This window comes from Thiothrix sp. (genome assembly GCF_028714775.1).
In the GTDB taxonomy this organism is placed as follows: Bacteria; Pseudomonadota; Gammaproteobacteria; order Thiotrichales; family Thiotrichaceae; genus Thiothrix.
In genome coordinates, this window is the sequence record NZ_JAQTLS010000010.1 from 106,536 (window position 1) to 121,165 (window position 14,630).

The window sequence follows — 14,630 nt, forward strand, 5'->3', positions numbered from 1 at the left end:
AATAACATGAGTGTGTTTAAACCATTAACTTGGATTTGCTGTTGCGCGTTGTTGCTGGCTTTGCCGGGCTGCAACGATGGCGAGAAAAGCGAACCCAAGGTCGAAGTACTGGAAACCCACATCCAGCCGATTGCGCTGGAAGATGATTCCCTCCAAACCCGTTACGGCAAGTTGGAAATTACCCGTGCGAAAGCGGACATGCCGCCTGATACCCTGAAACTGGATGGTGGTCAAGTTTTCCGCGAAGAAGCGTTTTACCTTTCCCTGCATCAGTATATACAGCAGGGCAAGCGTGACTTGGTGCTGTTCGGCTCCAATTGCGGCGGAACAGGTTGCCCGCAAAACCATTTCTACTTTTTGGTGTTGAGCAAGGATGCAAAACCGCAAACTGTCACCTTGGATGATTTCACCGCTTATCCTGACGACCTGAGCGCCAAGACGGATGGTGAAAAAATCGTGCTTGACCTCGGTTTTGACAAAGGCAAACACAAAACGGCGGTGTTGGAAGACGATGCGCTGAAAGTCGTGCTGGAAACCGTACCCAAAACGTTTCTTGGCGATGAAAAATGCCAATGGTTACACACCGATGGGCTAAGTGCTTGTGTTGATTACCATGAGGTAGATGATAAATGCGCTGATCCGCAGGCCGAATTTGCCGGTTACTTGTCACGTGGCGTAGCAGCAATGGCTGATTTCCCCGGTTTCGATGCTGCATCCTTTAATAAGCACTGCATTGCCGCCTGTGCCAGCCAACAACCCGCTGATTACGAATCCTTCGCCAAGGAAGTTTGCAGCAAATAATCTCAAGTATGCCGTAATTGCCGCTGGTTGCCGCTGCTGGTTGCCGGGGCATTGCGGCGGAATTCCGTGAGGAACGGAATCTGCCCTTTCTGCCCAGTACGGGCGTAATCTTCCAGCAATGCGCTTTCCAGCGCCTCACGTTCCAAGCCCAATGTTTCTTGCCCGCCCTGATGTACCAGTACGAACAGGCGCGGCAGGGCAATTTGGTGCGTTTGCTGCGCTTGCGTGTAAATCCATTCCGAGAGTTGCCAGAAGCGTGAGAACGGCGCATCTCCTAACAATAACGGCAAGGTATGGGCAAAGCGCCCCGAATTGCCGATCATGTCCCAGTAACGCGCAAAACGCCCCATCTGCTGGGCGGTAGCAAAATCTACCCGATCCGTGCGCAAAATGTTGTACGGTGGCTGCGGGTTAAACACCATGCCGAAGGCTTGTGTATGGCGGATTACGGGTGTGCCGCGCAACCGTTTGAGGATGCCCATCTGGATTTCGTGCGGGTCGAGCGCCATCAGTTTGTCGAAACCTTCGCCGAAACTTTGCAAATCTTCCCCCGGTAGGCCAAAAATCAGGTCAGTGTGCAGGTGCGCATGGGAGTGTTCGCGTAACCAGCGGATATTTTCTGCTGATTTCCCATTGTCTTGCTTGCGGCTGATCAGCGCTTGTACCGTCGGGTTAAAGCTCTGGATACCGATCTCAAACTGCAATGTCCCGGCGGGGAAGCGGGTGATGCGTTCCTTGAGTTCATCCGGCAAATGGTCGGGCACTAATTCAAAGTGCAGGAAGGTTTCCGCATCTAAACGTGCTAGAAAAAAGTCCAGAATCGCAACCGTGGTTTGGACTTTCAGATTAAAGGTACGGTCAACAAAGCGGAATTGACGCAGGCCACGCTGCCAAAGGTGCTCCATTTCCACTAAGAAACCGGATAATTCAAAGGGGTAAGCAGTCTTGTCGAGTGCCGAAAGGCAGAATTCGCACTTGAATGGGCAGCCGCGTGAGGCTTCTACATAGATGGCGCGTGTGCGCAAATCTTCATCAGAATAATAAGCGTAAGGTGGCTCAAGTTGGTCGAGCGGAACCTGTTCCCCGGCAATAATTTTCCGCGCGGGTGGCTGTCCATTGAGCAATTGCCTACATAATTGGCGGAAACTGGTCTCGCCCGCACCCGTAATAATGTGGTCGGCGAGTTGGGTAATGGTCTGTTTGTCGGTTTCGTGGCTAATTTCTGGCCCGCCGAGGACAATCGTGATCTCGGGCGCTAAAGCTTTCAATAATTCGACCAGCGCTGTGGTTTCACTAATATTCCAGATGTAGACACCCAAGCCGATGATGCGCGGTTTAACAGCGAGTAATTGTTCAGCAATGTCCAACGGGCGCATGGCAATGGTGAACTCCATAATCCGTGCCCCTGCTTGCCATTCGCCCAGATTGGCATACAGGTAACGTAGCCCCAAAGAGGCGTGGGTGTAACGGGCATTTAGGGTTGTCAGGACAATATCAGGCATGAGGTACACTGCTGGAAGCGGAATGTTAATTATATCACATAATATATTGATTAATAGTGATCTTTTTCTATTTAAAAATACCTGTCAATATCCATTAAAGAAGAAAGTTTGCACAAATAAATGACATCCGCACAAATCTGCACTACACTCCGCGCATCGTATGTTGTTGTTTGCTTACGTTAATTTTACCCCAAGAAAAAACGTATCCAAACTATTACACGCGGGAAGCGAAAGGATGCGCGTTTCCGTTTTAGCAGGTAGCTTGTCCCCGTGGAGAGATTTTATATGTACAGGCAAATTAAAAAATCTAGTACGTTCCGCCCCGACCCCGTTAGTCGGAATCTTAGCCGAAGGCTTCCATTAGCATATAATTCTATGCTAACGTTCGCATCCTCGCTTCAATCATATCCTTAAATCTTCAATTAAATCCTCGTTAATATTCAATTAATCAATTACTTAGGTAAAAAGTCATGTTTACTGTAACTCGTTTTCTTGTTGTGCTTGCGCTCGCCATGAGTATGGTGGGAACAGCCTCCGCAGGAAAAAGCCGGTCAAACAACCTTAGTGTTACCGCTACTGCTTACAACTCGCTTCCGTCACAAACGGATGGTAATCCGAACCTCGCCGCATGGGGCGACTACTTACACCCCGGCATGAAGGCCGTCGCTGTTTCCAAAGACCTACTGAGACAATATGGTTTGTCCCGTGGTGACAAAATCCAGATCAGAGGTCTTGAGGGCGAATACACCGTCCTTGACAAGATGCACCCGCGCTGGCGCAAAAAGATCGACATCTACATGGGTAAAGATCGTAAAGCAGCCAAGCTCTGGGGGCGTCGCAGCGTCACCATCCATTGGTAAGATGACGGAATCGATTGAAGGAGAACTCTCAAGCCCGCTTTATGCGGGCTTTTTTCTTTGGGGAAGTCGGCTTATGATGCGCCCATGCAAATAACAGAACCCTACGATGTCATTATCATCGGCGCAGGCGCTGCCGGTTTGATGTGTGCTGCGATAGCAGGCCAACGCGGACGGCGTGTGCTGCTGCTCGACAAAGCGGACAAGATCGGCAGCAAAATCCTCGTTTCCGGCGGTGGACGCTGCAATTTCACCAACCTGCATGTCAATCCGACCGCCTACTTGTCGCAAAACCCGCATTTCTGCAAATCCGCGCTGGCACGTTACACCCCGCAGGATTTCCTTGCCCTCATGCACCAACACAATCTGAGCTGGCACGAAAAGACTTTGGGGCAACTTTTCTGCGACCAAAAAGCGCCTGCGGTGGTGGAAATGTTATGGGCAGAATGCCGCGATGCCGGGGTAGATTTGCGTCTGAATGCCGAGGTGGGTGAAATTAGCCGTAATGAGGCGAATTTTCGCCTGCAAACCGCACAAGGTAGGTTGGATGCTGTTTCGCTGGTCATCGCCACAGGAGGGCCTTCTATTCCGCGTATGGGGTCGACTGACTTCGGTGTGCGCGTAGCGAAACAGTTTGGCTTGAAAAGTATCCCATTTTCCCCCGCTCTTGTCCCTTTCACCTTCCCGCAGGATGTGCTGGAAGGTTTGTTCGTAGGACTAGCAGGCGTGAGCACGGAAGTGGCTGTAAGTTGTGGGGAAGGTTACTTCCGCGAGCAGATGTTGTTCACTCACCGGGGCTTGAGTGGCCCAGCGATCTTGCAGATTTCATCCTATTGGCAGAAAGGTGAAGTCATAGTGATCGACTTGTTACCGGGCAAAGATGCGGCGGCATGGTTGCAAGCTATGCAGAAGCAGCGCCCCAAGGCCGAATTGAAAACGGTATTGTCGGAAATATTGCCTAATCGTTTGGCGCAACGCTTGTGTGAAAGCCTATTTCCTAACCGCCCGCTCGGCCAGTATGGCGAAAAGCAGTTACAGGCGATTGGGCAGCAATTACAAGGGTGGGAACTGACACCATCAGGTACGGAAGGGATGCGCACCGCAGAAGTCAGTGTTGGTGGGGTGGATACCCGCGAATTGTCTTCCAAGACTTTTGAGGCGCGGAAAGTGCCGGGCTTGTATTTTATTGGTGAAACCGTGGATGTAACGGGCTGGTTGGGCGGTTACAATTTTCAGTGGGCGTGGGCATCGGGGTGGTGCGCGGGGCAAGTGGCCTGAAAGCCGGATACCCCTACTTCACCATGCAATTGAGCATGTCACCCCTAACGCGGGCAATGTCATCGGCGGCATTTTTCCACGCATCTGCCAGATGTTTTTCCTTGTTGGCGGCAATTTCACGCACTTTCGCCAAAAAATCGAAGCGGGCGGCGAGATATTCCGCCATTGCACGCTCACGGGCATCATCGTTCGCGCCGGGGAAATGTTTGATCAGATCGGTTTTTAGTTTTTCCCAAGTGCCGACATGGGTGCTGGCATCTTTTAAAACTTCGGCGGGCGGATCATTCGGGCGTTGGGCACGTTCCGCAGCATAGGCATCATAGAGTTTGCCTTTGAGCTTTGGTAAAAGTGCTTTTTCATTGAGGCCGTTGGAGAGGCGGTAAGCTTTTTGCGAAAGCCGCACCAGCGTCCCGAATAATCCCGGCAAACCTTTTGCCAGTGTATCCGTTACCCGCTGCTTGGCATCACCAGAACCGCCAATGCTTTTGGCCGATTCCAGCCAGTTTGGATCAAAATCATCGGCTTTGGCGGCTTCCACTGCCACTTCAACCATGTGCTGCTGGTAAGCAGCGGTTTCGATTCGTCCCTTGATTTCCGCATTATCCGGTTTCTTGAGCTTGGCAAATGTCTCCTCGAAGCATTTGCGGGCAAGCGGCCCTTCGGCCTGCCCAAGCTGTTTCCATAGTGCGGATTTGGTTTGCTGGTCGCCGAAACCATCATCCGGCACTCCATCAAGAATGCGCCATGTCGCGAGCATAGGGGCAGAGGGCTGTTGTTCTGTTTTGCCAACCAAGATTGCGCATTTTGCACTCGCGCCTGTCCATGTGAGTGTTCCCGGCGCAGAAGTGCCGCTGCCATGTCCGCTATCGTCCAGTTCCAATTTGAAACCGTCCTGCGAGGTTGCGGTGGCTGAACAAGCTTCTGCTGAATAGCGTGTCGTTCCTACCCCCATCAACTCAACGTTGCCTCCGTTGACCGTCCCATCAAGGGCAAAGGACATTTTCACCTGCCCTTCGGGGACTGCTATGCTGCCATCACAATGGATGGACTTGCCGGAAAGTGAGCAGGTATGGACAATTTTGTAGGCATCTTGCCCATTTTCCCACGTAACCAGTTCAATAAGGCCATTTTCAGGAAAGACCGCGCTCCCTGCGAATGTGGGCATGGAAACCGCGCAAAGCAGCATCCCCGCCACCATTTTGCCCCTTGAAATGATTACGTTGTATTGCATGGGTATTCCTGACTATCCTTTAAACAACCAGTGCCAGCAGCCCAGCGACGGTAAAGACACCGCCCATGATCCAGAAAACCTTGTTTGAGGCGGCAGCACTTCTTTCAAGCACGGCATCACTGGGTTTTGCTGGATTGTAAAATACCTCAACCGCAGAACCGATAGCGTACTGGACGACCACTTTCCGTGCTGCGGCCTCGTTGCCAGAGCCAGCAACACCAAAGGCAATACGTTTTCCGGTATATGGCTGATTGGCTACGGTGTATTCGTATTCCACTTTGGGCTGATAAGTCGTCGGGCTATCGTCTGAATCAAAACTTGCCAGCATCGAAGAGGTAATCGTGCCGCGCACGGAAGGCCACGTCAGACTTTCTTCTGCACGTTTAGCATTTCTTTTAGCCAAGAAAATAAATAGCACGCCTAATAATACAAACGGCAAACCAACGATAACATTGACGGACATAGCACCATCCTCCTATTTATTTTATCAGTGCATTGAACATAACCAGTTTCCACGCGCCACCTTCATAGATATACCCTTGCTCGAAATTAACGCGCTTGGGTTTAGTGGGGTAGTAACCTTTAAGGGTAATCATCCCATTTTCATCAGCTTTTACCCCATCTTCGATGTTGGGTTCCAAATTATCCAAAATGCTCAGATCAGCTTCTGCCTTGATATAACTGCCATAGGTCTCATTGAGGTCTTTGGTGGACGCTTGGTCTTTCCAGATTTTCGCGATACCTTTACGGAAATGATCCATGCTTTTGGCATTAATCGAAATGGCGAAATCATGCATAGACTGGCTTACCAAGGCAATTTGCTCGGCCTTGCTGGGGATGTTGGAGGCAGCGGCGGTAGGTGGAGCAGTCCCCGTAGTTTCCTCTCCCGCATTACTGGCTGACTGTAAGCCAGCGGCTTGTTTTTGAATGGAATAAATCTTCCATGCATCATGTTCTTTGGTAAACGTCATTTCGATGGGGACAGTGCCGCCGCTTTCGGTTGTGACGGAACCGCTCAGCTTGCCCTGTCCATTTTCAACGCTACGTTCAGACCAACTGCTGTCCTTATAGTTGAGGATTGCACCTTTCGACAAAAAGTCGCTCAGCGCGGCTTCGTCGGTGCTGGCTTTAAAATCTTCCGCAAGATAGCTGTGGGCTTTGGCGATATTTTTTTCTTTTACTGCTTGGAAAAACTCATCGGCTACACTAACAATGCCAGAGGTTGAGTAGAATGCAATCACCAATATCAAGATTACAAACACGAGAACACCGCCGAGTATTTTCAGCAGAATGCTAAAAAAACGTTTCATGACTTTTACTCCCTAACCTTTATTAGTCATACATTATTGCTTGCTAAAGCACCACGCTGTGTAAAAATCCACAATAGGGACTTTAGCTTTCCATCGCATCTACAATACTCATAATAGGTTGTTTGTGTGCTGTTTCTCTTGATAAGCGTCAAGCATCTCCTGATAATTTCAATTTCGCCACCGAATTCTATGGTGTGTTTGCGGAGTTTGTGGAATGACAATGTTGGGTTACGGCATCGCTGTGCTGTTATTGACCATGCTGACCCAAGTCGGCGGGCTAGTGCTATTGCTCAGCCTTCCGCTGTTGAACCTGATCCAGCTCGCCTCTTGCTGGCAACAAAGTGTGTTGCGCCTCGGGGTGTTCCTGTTGGTTTACGCGCTATGTGTGTTTGTGATTGTACCGAAACTTGCCAGTTGGGGTGGGCGTGTGCCGCTGCTTTGCACTGCGACTGCTGATGCACCGTTACGTCCCGCGAATTTCGGCTATTGCTTGCTGATGCGTAATTATGTCACGCCTGACACCAAAGCCCATTTGGTGCGTGTTGCCCAACAATTCCGCCAGCATTATCCCAATGGCACGGTACGTTATCTGGATGCGAATTTTCCGTTTATGAATGGTTTCCCGTTGCTGCCGCACTTGAGCCACAAGGACGGCAGGAAGGTTGACCTTGCCTATTTCTACCAGCGCAAAGGGTCGCAGGAATCGGTGGATTTTTCCCCTTCTTGGCATGGCTACTGGTTTTACGAGCAACCTGCGTCCCGGCAAAAAGCGGCATGTACGGGGCAAAAAAGCTGGTTACGCTGGGATTTTGAGGGGTTGCAATCCCGCTATGCAGCCTATGAAATCGACGCGGAACGTACCCGTGCCTTGTTGCAATTGCTGGTGGCGGATGCGCAAAAAGTGCTGTTGGAACCGCATTTGCAGGTACGCTTGGGCGTACAAGCCGCTAACCTTAAGTTTCAGGGCTGTCGTGCGGCGCGGCATGATGACCATATCCATGCGCAATGGTGAGTTAGGGTGTAAGTGGAGGAACTTTAAGTTGAGAAAAGATAAAATTTTGCGCACTATTGGTCGCTAATGTTTACACAGCACCGAACTTTTCCGGCTTGTTATCGGTCAATGCTTCAGGCAATACAGAATTAAACAACGATTACCAATATCCTTGCGGGCGTAACAATCATGAAACGATACATTCTCACAACTTTTGCCCTATGCTGTTTCTCAAGCACGCTGTGGGCGGCGGGAAATTACCCGGTCAAAAACTTTAAACCCTCCCCGAAAGCGGATGTGCAAGCCTTTGAAAGCGTGATGCAAGCAGTTGCGGCGCAATCCCCCAAAAAGGTATTAACGCCGCTGCAATTATTGCGTGGTTTGCCGATGGATGCAGAGAGTAAGGTGAAAACTTACACTTGGTGTGCAAAACCCGTGCATGGCAAACAAGTTTGCACCCTGCGCGAAGAAAACCTGCCCGACGATTCCGTGGCAGGTTCATTGCAAAAGATCACGTTTACTGCCACCAAAACAGCGTGGCAAGTCACTGCGATCCAACGGGCATGGCGTTGTCAGGTTGGACGCGGCAATGCGGCGGCTTACCAAACCAGATTGTGCAAGTGATGGCATGAAACAGGCGGTTCGTTATTGAACCCCGCCTGTTGTTGCGCCGATGAAAAGGAGGCCGCTTATTTTTTGCTGGCTTTCTCCTTCTCAACCGCATCAATAATGCTTTGGGCATCCTTGCCATATTTGCGGGTGGTCATCTCAATGTACATGGCTTTCATGCCATCGTTGTAGTCACGTTTTTTGTTGTTTGGGCATGATTTAAAAATCAGACCCAAAAGAAAGCCGATCATTCCACCGACCCAAAAGCTAGCTGGCATCGAAGTCCCCCTATGCTAAATGACCTCAAAAATTATAAGTCTATAATATAGGCGAACTTAATCAAATTTGCGGCAGAATTGCGCAAAATTTTCTGCCCTGAATGGATAGCCTGCGGTGAACCATGTCAGCCAACCGTGCCAAAGCGTGCGATAATCCCCGTAGCAAACACTAAGGAAGGAACAACTTCATGTTAAAACTGGGTCGGCATAACCTCTTGCGGGTGGTGAAAGAAACGTCATTCGGCGTGTATCTGGATGGTGCGAATTACGGCGAAATCCTGCTGCCGAAGCGTTACGTGCCGCAAGGCTGCAAAGCCGATAGCTGGCTGAAGGTGTTCATCTATCTGGACTCGGAAGACCGCCTGATTGCCACCACCGATGCCCCGCTGGTCAAGGTGGGCGAATGCGCTTGCCTGAAAGTTGTCGCGCTCAGCCGTTTCGGGGCGTTTTTGGATTGGGGCTTGCCCAAGGATTTACTGGTTCCACGCCGTGAACAAGCGCATCCGATGCAGGAAGGCCAGTCCTACGTGGTTTACGTTTATGTCGATGAAAAAACTGAAACTATCGCTGGCTCGTCACGGCTGGAACTGTTCCTCAACGAATTCAGCACTGGCTACACACCCCGCCAAGCGGTGGATTTGCTGATTTATGAGCGCACTGACATGGGTTTCAAAGCGGTAATCGACGGTACACACCTCGGTTTGTTGTATGCCAACGAAGTGTTCCAGCCCTTGCGTGTTGGGCAGCGGGTGCAGGGCTATATCAAAGCGATCCGCCCCGACCGGAAAATTGACCTGATGCTGCAATTGCCCAGTGCAGTGGCGCACGATGAACTGACCCAGAAAATCCTTGACCACTTGCAAGCGCGGGGTGGCAGTTCCGATTTCAGCGACAAAAGTTCACCGGAAGCGATTTACCGCGAGTTTCAGGTCAGTAAGGCGCATTTCAAACGCGCCATCGGATTGCTCTTTAAGCAGCAGCGGATTTTGCTGAGTAAGGAAGGGATTCGGTTGGTTTAGGCCATCGCTTCCACATCCATTAGCTGTGCATCAACTTCTTTCCGGGATGTTTACGCTGGTTTTTTGGTCGTGCTGTTATCGTGCATGACCTGTGTCCACGTTGATACCTCTTGGGACATCAGGGTTTCAGCCCGCATGACCAGTGTTTGAAAAGCGTTTTCATCGTTGTAGGGAGCACTTCGTGTAGCAAACAGAAACTGTTCACGTTTGAGTTGTTCACAAGTGGTACGGTACTGAATCCAGTTTTCCTGATGCTTGAGAAAGGTGTTGATCGCCATCGACAGGGCAATCGCTACCCCTAACGTGCCGACAACCCATTGCCCGAAGGGAATTTGTGTACCCATGCCGGATAGGAAGGGGATTAGGGCTGCCGCAACGATTTCTACCAACCGCAAGCGTTTGAAGCGGGATTGGTTGAAGGCGCTTTTCTTTGAGTACCAGTTAATCTGGTCGTTGAGGCGCTGGTCTATGTATTCTTCTGCGCTCAGGTAGATGGAGTTGTTTTCTGGCATGGTTTTCCTCTTTGTTATGGCTATTGTAATCTGGCTTTTATTTCATTTAACAGAACACCCTCGTTAAGTTTTTTGTCTTTCAGGGCGCGATGGTGAACGGCTATGGCATGAAGTTTCTTGGTGAAAACAGGGGAACCTGAATTGCCTTCTTCCGTAGGGCTTCGGTAGCGGACGTACTGGTTCTCGTATTCCGTGAGACTGTTATCATAGAGGGAAACTGCCATTTCATTACCGGAGGGATGCCCAATGACGTATATCCGTTGTTCGTCAGGATTCTCTGTGTTAATGACAGGCAGGTGGGGGAACGGATCAATGCTGCTGCTGCCTTGCGGGGCTTCTATGCGCAGGATACTTATATCAAGCTCTGTGCGGAGTGAGCTGTAAAGGAGTTCGCCGAGAACGACTTTGGGACGGTTTGGAATACGGGTGAATTCAACCAAGGCTTCTTCCGGTATCAGCGGAGCTTGGTCTTGTGGATGGGGGCTGATGACATGGGAATTGGTTACGAAAACAGGGGCGTCGCCCCATGCGGGTTTGAGTTTTGATCCAGTGACAAGGAATCCTGTCCCTTTGGGTGAGCCTGTAGTACTGTCAGAAATACGGGCAATGGCATTGCAACGGCTATACATGGTGTCAAGCCATTGCATGTAAATGACACCTTCTTGTCCCCAGACTGCTTCAAATCCGGCACTGTTGCGGGCGCTGTCGCCGATGTTGTGTAGTTCAACCTTGCTGCCATCACGTTGCAGTAACGCATATTCAAGCACGGGCAAAATGCTTTTACCGATGGATTTGCCTTCAATTTGCCAGATTTCTTTAAGTTGGCGCAAAGTACTGCTGATCTCGAATGCATCTGCATCAGCGTGGGTAAGGTATTTCTGAGTATATCCCAGCGCGGTTTGCTCATCATCAAGGGCAACTGCTGCTTCTAACGCAGTAGCGTAATCCCACGCATCCGCTGTTTTTTTGTATTTGATTGTTTCCAGCAAGTCTCTGGCTATTTTGGCAGGGTCAAGTCTGTCACGTAGGGAGATTCCATCACGGCGGGCGCGGCTAATCAGTGCAACAAGGTTGATGCCTCTCCAGCGAGAGTCGCCCAGTTTTGATTTCCAGTCCTGCTTGTAAGCAGTGATGGCATTACGCAAGTTGTCTGCTCCGCCTTCATTTACATAGAGCTGCTTGTATGCGCGTCCCAGCAAACCACGAACTTCATAGCCTTCTTTTTCTTTTGAATCATGTTTCTGGGCGAGTCCTTCAAGTTCCCGGATACCTTGTTCGAGTTTATTTTGATCCAAGATGGCTTGTGTCCATTGGCGACGAATCAGCAGGTCATCGTGTCCTGCGAGACAGAATTGCCCCGCCACATGCTCAAGTTCCTTGAATCTGCGTTTGCGTCGTAACAAGGACAAGGTTGCCTTGATTTGCGGGGGGGAAAAGGTAGCGGGATCAATTTTATCTGCCAGTGTCCTTATGTCTTGAAAGCGGTATTCCTTTAAGGCCAGTTCCAGTTCTTGCAAGTAGTCTTCGGGTTGTAAAAGCATGGGGTCAAACCTCACGTTGGCACAAGCGTCGCAGTTGTTGCCTAAATTGCGTCCCTTTAAGATATTTGGTTGAAGAATGTCGCCATGTTCCCTGATTCGATTCACGAATATCAATGACGACCTGTTGCCCATTTTGGCGGAAGTCATTAGCTAGGCGAGGATCGGGACGGGCTACCATGTCGAGAGGATCATAAATATTCACCCAGTCGCCACGCAGTTTTACCGGAAATCCATTGTCCCGTGTCCAGATCAATTTATCTTGTATTTCGTCAATTCCCAGAGGACTGCCAATTGTCATGAAACTGTCAATCAATGGACACTCGTTTACTCCAGTCATTACATCATAAGCAATAAACGACCCTTGGCTATGACCGACGATTATTTTTCTGGCATTGACAGGGATTTCTCTTAAGTTATTGATCACCCTTGTGCGGATAATGTCTCTAATACTTTGTACGTTGAAAAGATAGTCATGCGCTTCCCGCATGAACTCAGCCATGATTTTGTTTTTCAAAAACGCAGGCAAAGGGATGCGCTCGAAGCCAGAGGAAAGGCTGCTTTCTGGTGTGCCGTCTGGTGATTCATTGATTTCAGGGAATCGTTTGTGCAGTGCTCTTGTCCAGTCATTTTCAGACAGTTCAGTATTACCTGCGCTAAGTTCCTCAGTTGGGTCATCGGCTAGACTTTCATAGGTAGATGAAGCTAAAGGGGTTGCGTAAAACAAATCCGCCCAGTATACAAAGCTCGTTGTTACGCCCGATTCTCCCAGATCAAAACCCTGATCCGTTGCAGTAGGCATCGACAATGCTTCAAGCCATATGCGCTTTAGTTCGGATGGGCTAGGTTTATTGGCAAGCCCATGAATAAACGTGACATGGACGGGATTGCTCATAACATTCTCCTATATGGAAATTTTATTATCCGAGGCTAACACTTTTCTGACACTTTCTATTTGATTCAAGTCTTTTTTTCGCTCACTTTCCGACAAATCCTCCCACAGTACAATCGACGGATGCAGCCGTTCCGGGTTGTTGCGTGTTTCCCCATACCGCCAGCCATTGACCAGCCGTTCGTGCCGCCACGAACGGTGTTCCAGCCGACTCAGCAACTCGCGCCGTTCCGCTGGCTCATCCAGCCGGATGGATGCATCAAGTACCAGCGGTTTGCCGGGTTTAAACGGGATGCCGATGCTTGCCAGTTTGACAGGCAGATGGTCGCCGGAACGTCGGTTGGCGGCACGATAAGTTTCTGCCAGTTGTTCCCACGGCTTCATGCTGTCTGCTGACATTGCCGTGCCGGGGTCAGCCTGCAACATGCTTTGGCGGTAAGCTTCGTGTACAGCGCGGGCATTGCGTTCCATTTGTGCTAGCCGCGCAAGGTCGAATATCTGTTCCGCCATGCCGAATGGGATTAGTGGTGTCGTGGTATCCTTATTGGCGGAATCCAGCAGGGCATGGATGCCTTCGCTCTGCCCTAAGCGCACGTAAAACGGCACTTGCCAGCAGTTAAACAGCAGCGTTTGCTGGTGCAGGCTCATAGCACGGCGGAAGTTTGCTTCATCATCGCTGCCGCAACACAAGACTGCTGTTACTGGCACGTTAGCCCCTGTTAGCGCGGCAACCTGTGCCAGTTTGGTTTCATCCAGCTTGAAGATGGTGTTACATTCCAGTGCATACAAACCGCCGATCACCTGTTCCGCTCCTGTCCTGCCATTGGCAAACACCGGGTAACGTGCCACCAGTAATTGCCGCTGCTGTTCCGCGCCTTCGCCCAGCAGGGTAAATACGGGTGGGGCGAAATCCTTGTAAGGTGAAATTTTGGCGTATTGGCAAATCAAGGCTTCCACCAGTGGGCTGAAACCGGCAAACACCAGATGCACTTGCTGCTGCCCGTGCTGGTCTGCCCACGTATGCGGCGGATACTGGTTGAAATACCAGCGTGCGAGTAGGGTGTCAGCGTTGTAAGCGCAAGGGTTTAGCCGTTCGCTGGGTTGCAAGAAATGCCGGTAGTTTTCGTTGCCCAGCCCATCGGTCAACATGCTGTCGCTCACCGCCAGATACAAATCTAAGGCAGGGGTATTCGCGGGGCGTTCTTCCATTACCTCTTGCGCGGCTTTGGCAATTTGCAGGTTGATGTCAGTGGATGCACCGCAGGCGATCACGGCCTTAGCGGAGGTTGCGGCAGCCGCCCGCAGGTCATTTGCGCACGTGGCATCGCCGTACAACAGCATCACGCCCTGTTGCTGACACCAGTTTTCCTGTTCGCTTTCGATATGGTCGAGCAGTACGACAATCTGTTGCTTCCGGTCGCTATTTCGCAGATTGCTGATGAAAGCCTGCCCCTGTCCGTTGAGGCTGCATACAATGATGTGGTCGCTATAGCGCCATTTGACATGCGCTGCCCTAAGGTTATCACCCAGCAATACCCACCCCAATCGCAGCAGGATGCCATAGAAGGCGATGTAACCTAGTATTTGCCCGATGATAATGAAGCCCGTGCGCAGGTTCATTTCCTCCGGTTTAATGAATTCGCTGTTCAGTAAAAGATTGGCGGCGCTATAGAGTGAGTTGCCGAGAGGTTGTTCCAATTGCGACCAGAAACCCAGAAACTGTGCAATGAATGCCAGCAAAGCCACCCCGAGCAGCAGGGAAAACCAAGGGGTTGTTTCGCGGTTACGGTTTTTGGGGTTGGTCGCCGACAT

At 50.5% G+C, this 14,630-nt stretch carries 15 protein-coding genes; 6 read left to right on the plus strand and 9 right to left on the minus strand.

From position 1 onward, the window contains the following. Window positions 1-6 precede the first annotated feature (6 nt). Window positions 7-801, plus strand: a complete 795-nt coding sequence (locus PHE17_RS11220) for a hypothetical protein (protein ID WP_301015940.1) — start codon at window positions 7-9, stop codon at window positions 799-801. Between the two features lie 2 nt (window positions 802-803). Here PHE17_RS11220 and PHE17_RS11225 read toward each other — a convergent pair whose 3' ends face one another. Further along, on the minus strand, window positions 804-2,303 hold the full coding sequence (locus PHE17_RS11225; RefSeq protein ID WP_301015941.1) for a DUF4080 domain-containing protein: 1,500 nt from the start codon (window positions 2,301-2,303) through the stop codon (window positions 804-806). Window positions 2,304-2,773: 470 nt separating this feature from the next. Here PHE17_RS11225 and PHE17_RS11230 point away from each other — a divergent pair, with 470 nt between their 5' ends. Both PHE17_RS11230 and PHE17_RS11235 read left to right on the plus strand, forming a co-directional pair. Beyond that, entirely contained in the window at window positions 2,774-3,163 is a 390-nt protein-coding gene (locus PHE17_RS11230) for a hypothetical protein (protein WP_301015942.1), read from the plus strand. 84 nt (window positions 3,164-3,247) lie between these two features. Further along, on the plus strand, window positions 3,248-4,438 hold the full coding sequence (locus tag PHE17_RS11235; protein ID WP_301015943.1) for an NAD(P)/FAD-dependent oxidoreductase: 1,191 nt from the start codon (window positions 3,248-3,250) through the stop codon (window positions 4,436-4,438). A 13-nt stretch (window positions 4,439-4,451) separates the two neighbouring features. On the opposite strand, the gene PHE17_RS11240 is transcribed toward PHE17_RS11235, so the two are convergent. Genes PHE17_RS11240 through PHE17_RS11250 form a run of 3 tightly spaced genes read right to left on the minus strand, consistent with a single transcriptional unit; the run spans window position 4,452 to window position 6,979 of the window. After that, on the minus strand, window positions 4,452-5,669 hold the full coding sequence (locus tag PHE17_RS11240; RefSeq protein ID WP_301015944.1) for a hypothetical protein: 1,218 nt from the start codon (window positions 5,667-5,669) through the stop codon (window positions 4,452-4,454). 19 nt (window positions 5,670-5,688) lie between these two features. Then, window positions 5,689-6,132, minus strand: coding sequence for a DUF3592 domain-containing protein (locus PHE17_RS11245; RefSeq protein WP_301015945.1), 444 nt, complete (start codon window positions 6,130-6,132; stop codon window positions 5,689-5,691). A 16-nt stretch (window positions 6,133-6,148) separates the two neighbouring features. After that, window positions 6,149-6,979 carry a hypothetical protein gene (locus PHE17_RS11250; RefSeq protein ID WP_301015946.1) on the minus strand — a complete coding sequence of 277 codons (831 nt, stop codon included), beginning with the start codon at window positions 6,977-6,979 and terminating at the stop codon, window positions 6,149-6,151. A 214-nt stretch (window positions 6,980-7,193) separates the two neighbouring features. Between PHE17_RS11250 and PHE17_RS11255 the strand changes: the two genes are divergently transcribed. Then, on the plus strand, window positions 7,194-7,991 hold the full coding sequence (locus tag PHE17_RS11255; RefSeq protein ID WP_301015947.1) for a hypothetical protein: 798 nt from the start codon (window positions 7,194-7,196) through the stop codon (window positions 7,989-7,991). Between the two features lie 168 nt (window positions 7,992-8,159). Further along, window positions 8,160-8,594 carry a hypothetical protein gene (locus tag PHE17_RS11260; protein ID WP_301015948.1) on the plus strand — a complete coding sequence of 145 codons (435 nt, stop codon included), beginning with the start codon at window positions 8,160-8,162 and terminating at the stop codon, window positions 8,592-8,594. A 65-nt stretch (window positions 8,595-8,659) separates the two neighbouring features. Here the strand turns inward: PHE17_RS11260 and PHE17_RS11265 are convergent, their stop codons facing one another. Next, window positions 8,660-8,857 (minus strand): hypothetical protein, encoded by a 198-nt coding sequence (locus PHE17_RS11265; protein WP_301015949.1) that lies wholly within the window; start codon window positions 8,855-8,857, stop codon window positions 8,660-8,662. A gap of 188 nt (window positions 8,858-9,045) precedes the next feature. Between PHE17_RS11265 and PHE17_RS11270 the strand changes: the two genes are divergently transcribed. Next, a complete protein-coding gene (locus PHE17_RS11270) occupies window positions 9,046-9,876 on the plus strand; it encodes a S1-like domain-containing RNA-binding protein (RefSeq protein ID WP_301015950.1) in 831 nt (276 codons plus the stop codon). 50 nt (window positions 9,877-9,926) lie between these two features. Here the strand turns inward: PHE17_RS11270 and PHE17_RS11275 are convergent, their stop codons facing one another. From PHE17_RS11275 to PHE17_RS11290, 4 genes are read right to left on the minus strand one after another with little or no spacing between them, the layout of a single operon-like run. After that, a complete protein-coding gene (locus PHE17_RS11275) occupies window positions 9,927-10,388 on the minus strand; it encodes a DUF4231 domain-containing protein (RefSeq protein ID WP_301015951.1) in 462 nt (153 codons plus the stop codon). 20 nt (window positions 10,389-10,408) lie between these two features. Beyond that, window positions 10,409-11,929, minus strand: a complete 1,521-nt coding sequence (locus PHE17_RS11280; RefSeq protein ID WP_301015952.1) for a serine protease — start codon at window positions 11,927-11,929, stop codon at window positions 10,409-10,411. A gap of 4 nt (window positions 11,930-11,933) precedes the next feature. Beyond that, window positions 11,934-12,821 (minus strand): hypothetical protein, encoded by an 888-nt coding sequence (locus PHE17_RS11285; protein WP_301015953.1) that lies wholly within the window; start codon window positions 12,819-12,821, stop codon window positions 11,934-11,936. 9 nt (window positions 12,822-12,830) lie between these two features. Further along, on the minus strand, window positions 12,831-14,630 hold the full coding sequence (locus PHE17_RS11290; protein ID WP_301015954.1) for a RyR domain-containing protein: 1,800 nt from the start codon (window positions 14,628-14,630) through the stop codon (window positions 12,831-12,833).

Coding starts and splice junctions, on each gene's coding strand:
- PHE17_RS11220 (WP_301015940.1), top strand. CDS start 7: ATGAGTGTGTTTAAACCATTAACTTGGATTTGCTGTTGCGCGTTGTTG.
- PHE17_RS11225 (WP_301015941.1), bottom strand. CDS start 2,303: ATGCCTGATATTGTCCTGACAACCCTAAATGCCCGTTACACCCACGCC.
- PHE17_RS11230 (WP_301015942.1), top strand. CDS start 2,774: ATGTTTACTGTAACTCGTTTTCTTGTTGTGCTTGCGCTCGCCATGAGT.
- PHE17_RS11235 (WP_301015943.1), top strand. CDS start 3,248: ATGCAAATAACAGAACCCTACGATGTCATTATCATCGGCGCAGGCGCT.
- PHE17_RS11240 (WP_301015944.1), bottom strand. CDS start 5,669: ATGCAATACAACGTAATCATTTCAAGGGGCAAAATGGTGGCGGGGATG.
- PHE17_RS11245 (WP_301015945.1), bottom strand. CDS start 6,132: ATGTCCGTCAATGTTATCGTTGGTTTGCCGTTTGTATTATTAGGCGTG.
- PHE17_RS11250 (WP_301015946.1), bottom strand. CDS start 6,979: ATGAAACGTTTTTTTAGCATTCTGCTGAAAATACTCGGCGGTGTTCTC.
- PHE17_RS11255 (WP_301015947.1), top strand. CDS start 7,194: ATGACAATGTTGGGTTACGGCATCGCTGTGCTGTTATTGACCATGCTG.
- PHE17_RS11260 (WP_301015948.1), top strand. CDS start 8,160: ATGAAACGATACATTCTCACAACTTTTGCCCTATGCTGTTTCTCAAGC.
- PHE17_RS11265 (WP_301015949.1), bottom strand. CDS start 8,857: ATGCCAGCTAGCTTTTGGGTCGGTGGAATGATCGGCTTTCTTTTGGGT.
- PHE17_RS11270 (WP_301015950.1), top strand. CDS start 9,046: ATGTTAAAACTGGGTCGGCATAACCTCTTGCGGGTGGTGAAAGAAACG.
- PHE17_RS11275 (WP_301015951.1), bottom strand. CDS start 10,388: ATGCCAGAAAACAACTCCATCTACCTGAGCGCAGAAGAATACATAGAC.
- PHE17_RS11280 (WP_301015952.1), bottom strand. CDS start 11,929: ATGCTTTTACAACCCGAAGACTACTTGCAAGAACTGGAACTGGCCTTA.
- PHE17_RS11285 (WP_301015953.1), bottom strand. CDS start 12,821: ATGAGCAATCCCGTCCATGTCACGTTTATTCATGGGCTTGCCAATAAA.
- PHE17_RS11290 (WP_301015954.1), bottom strand. CDS start 14,630: ATGTCGGCGACCAACCCCAAAAACCGTAACCGCGAAACAACCCCTTGG.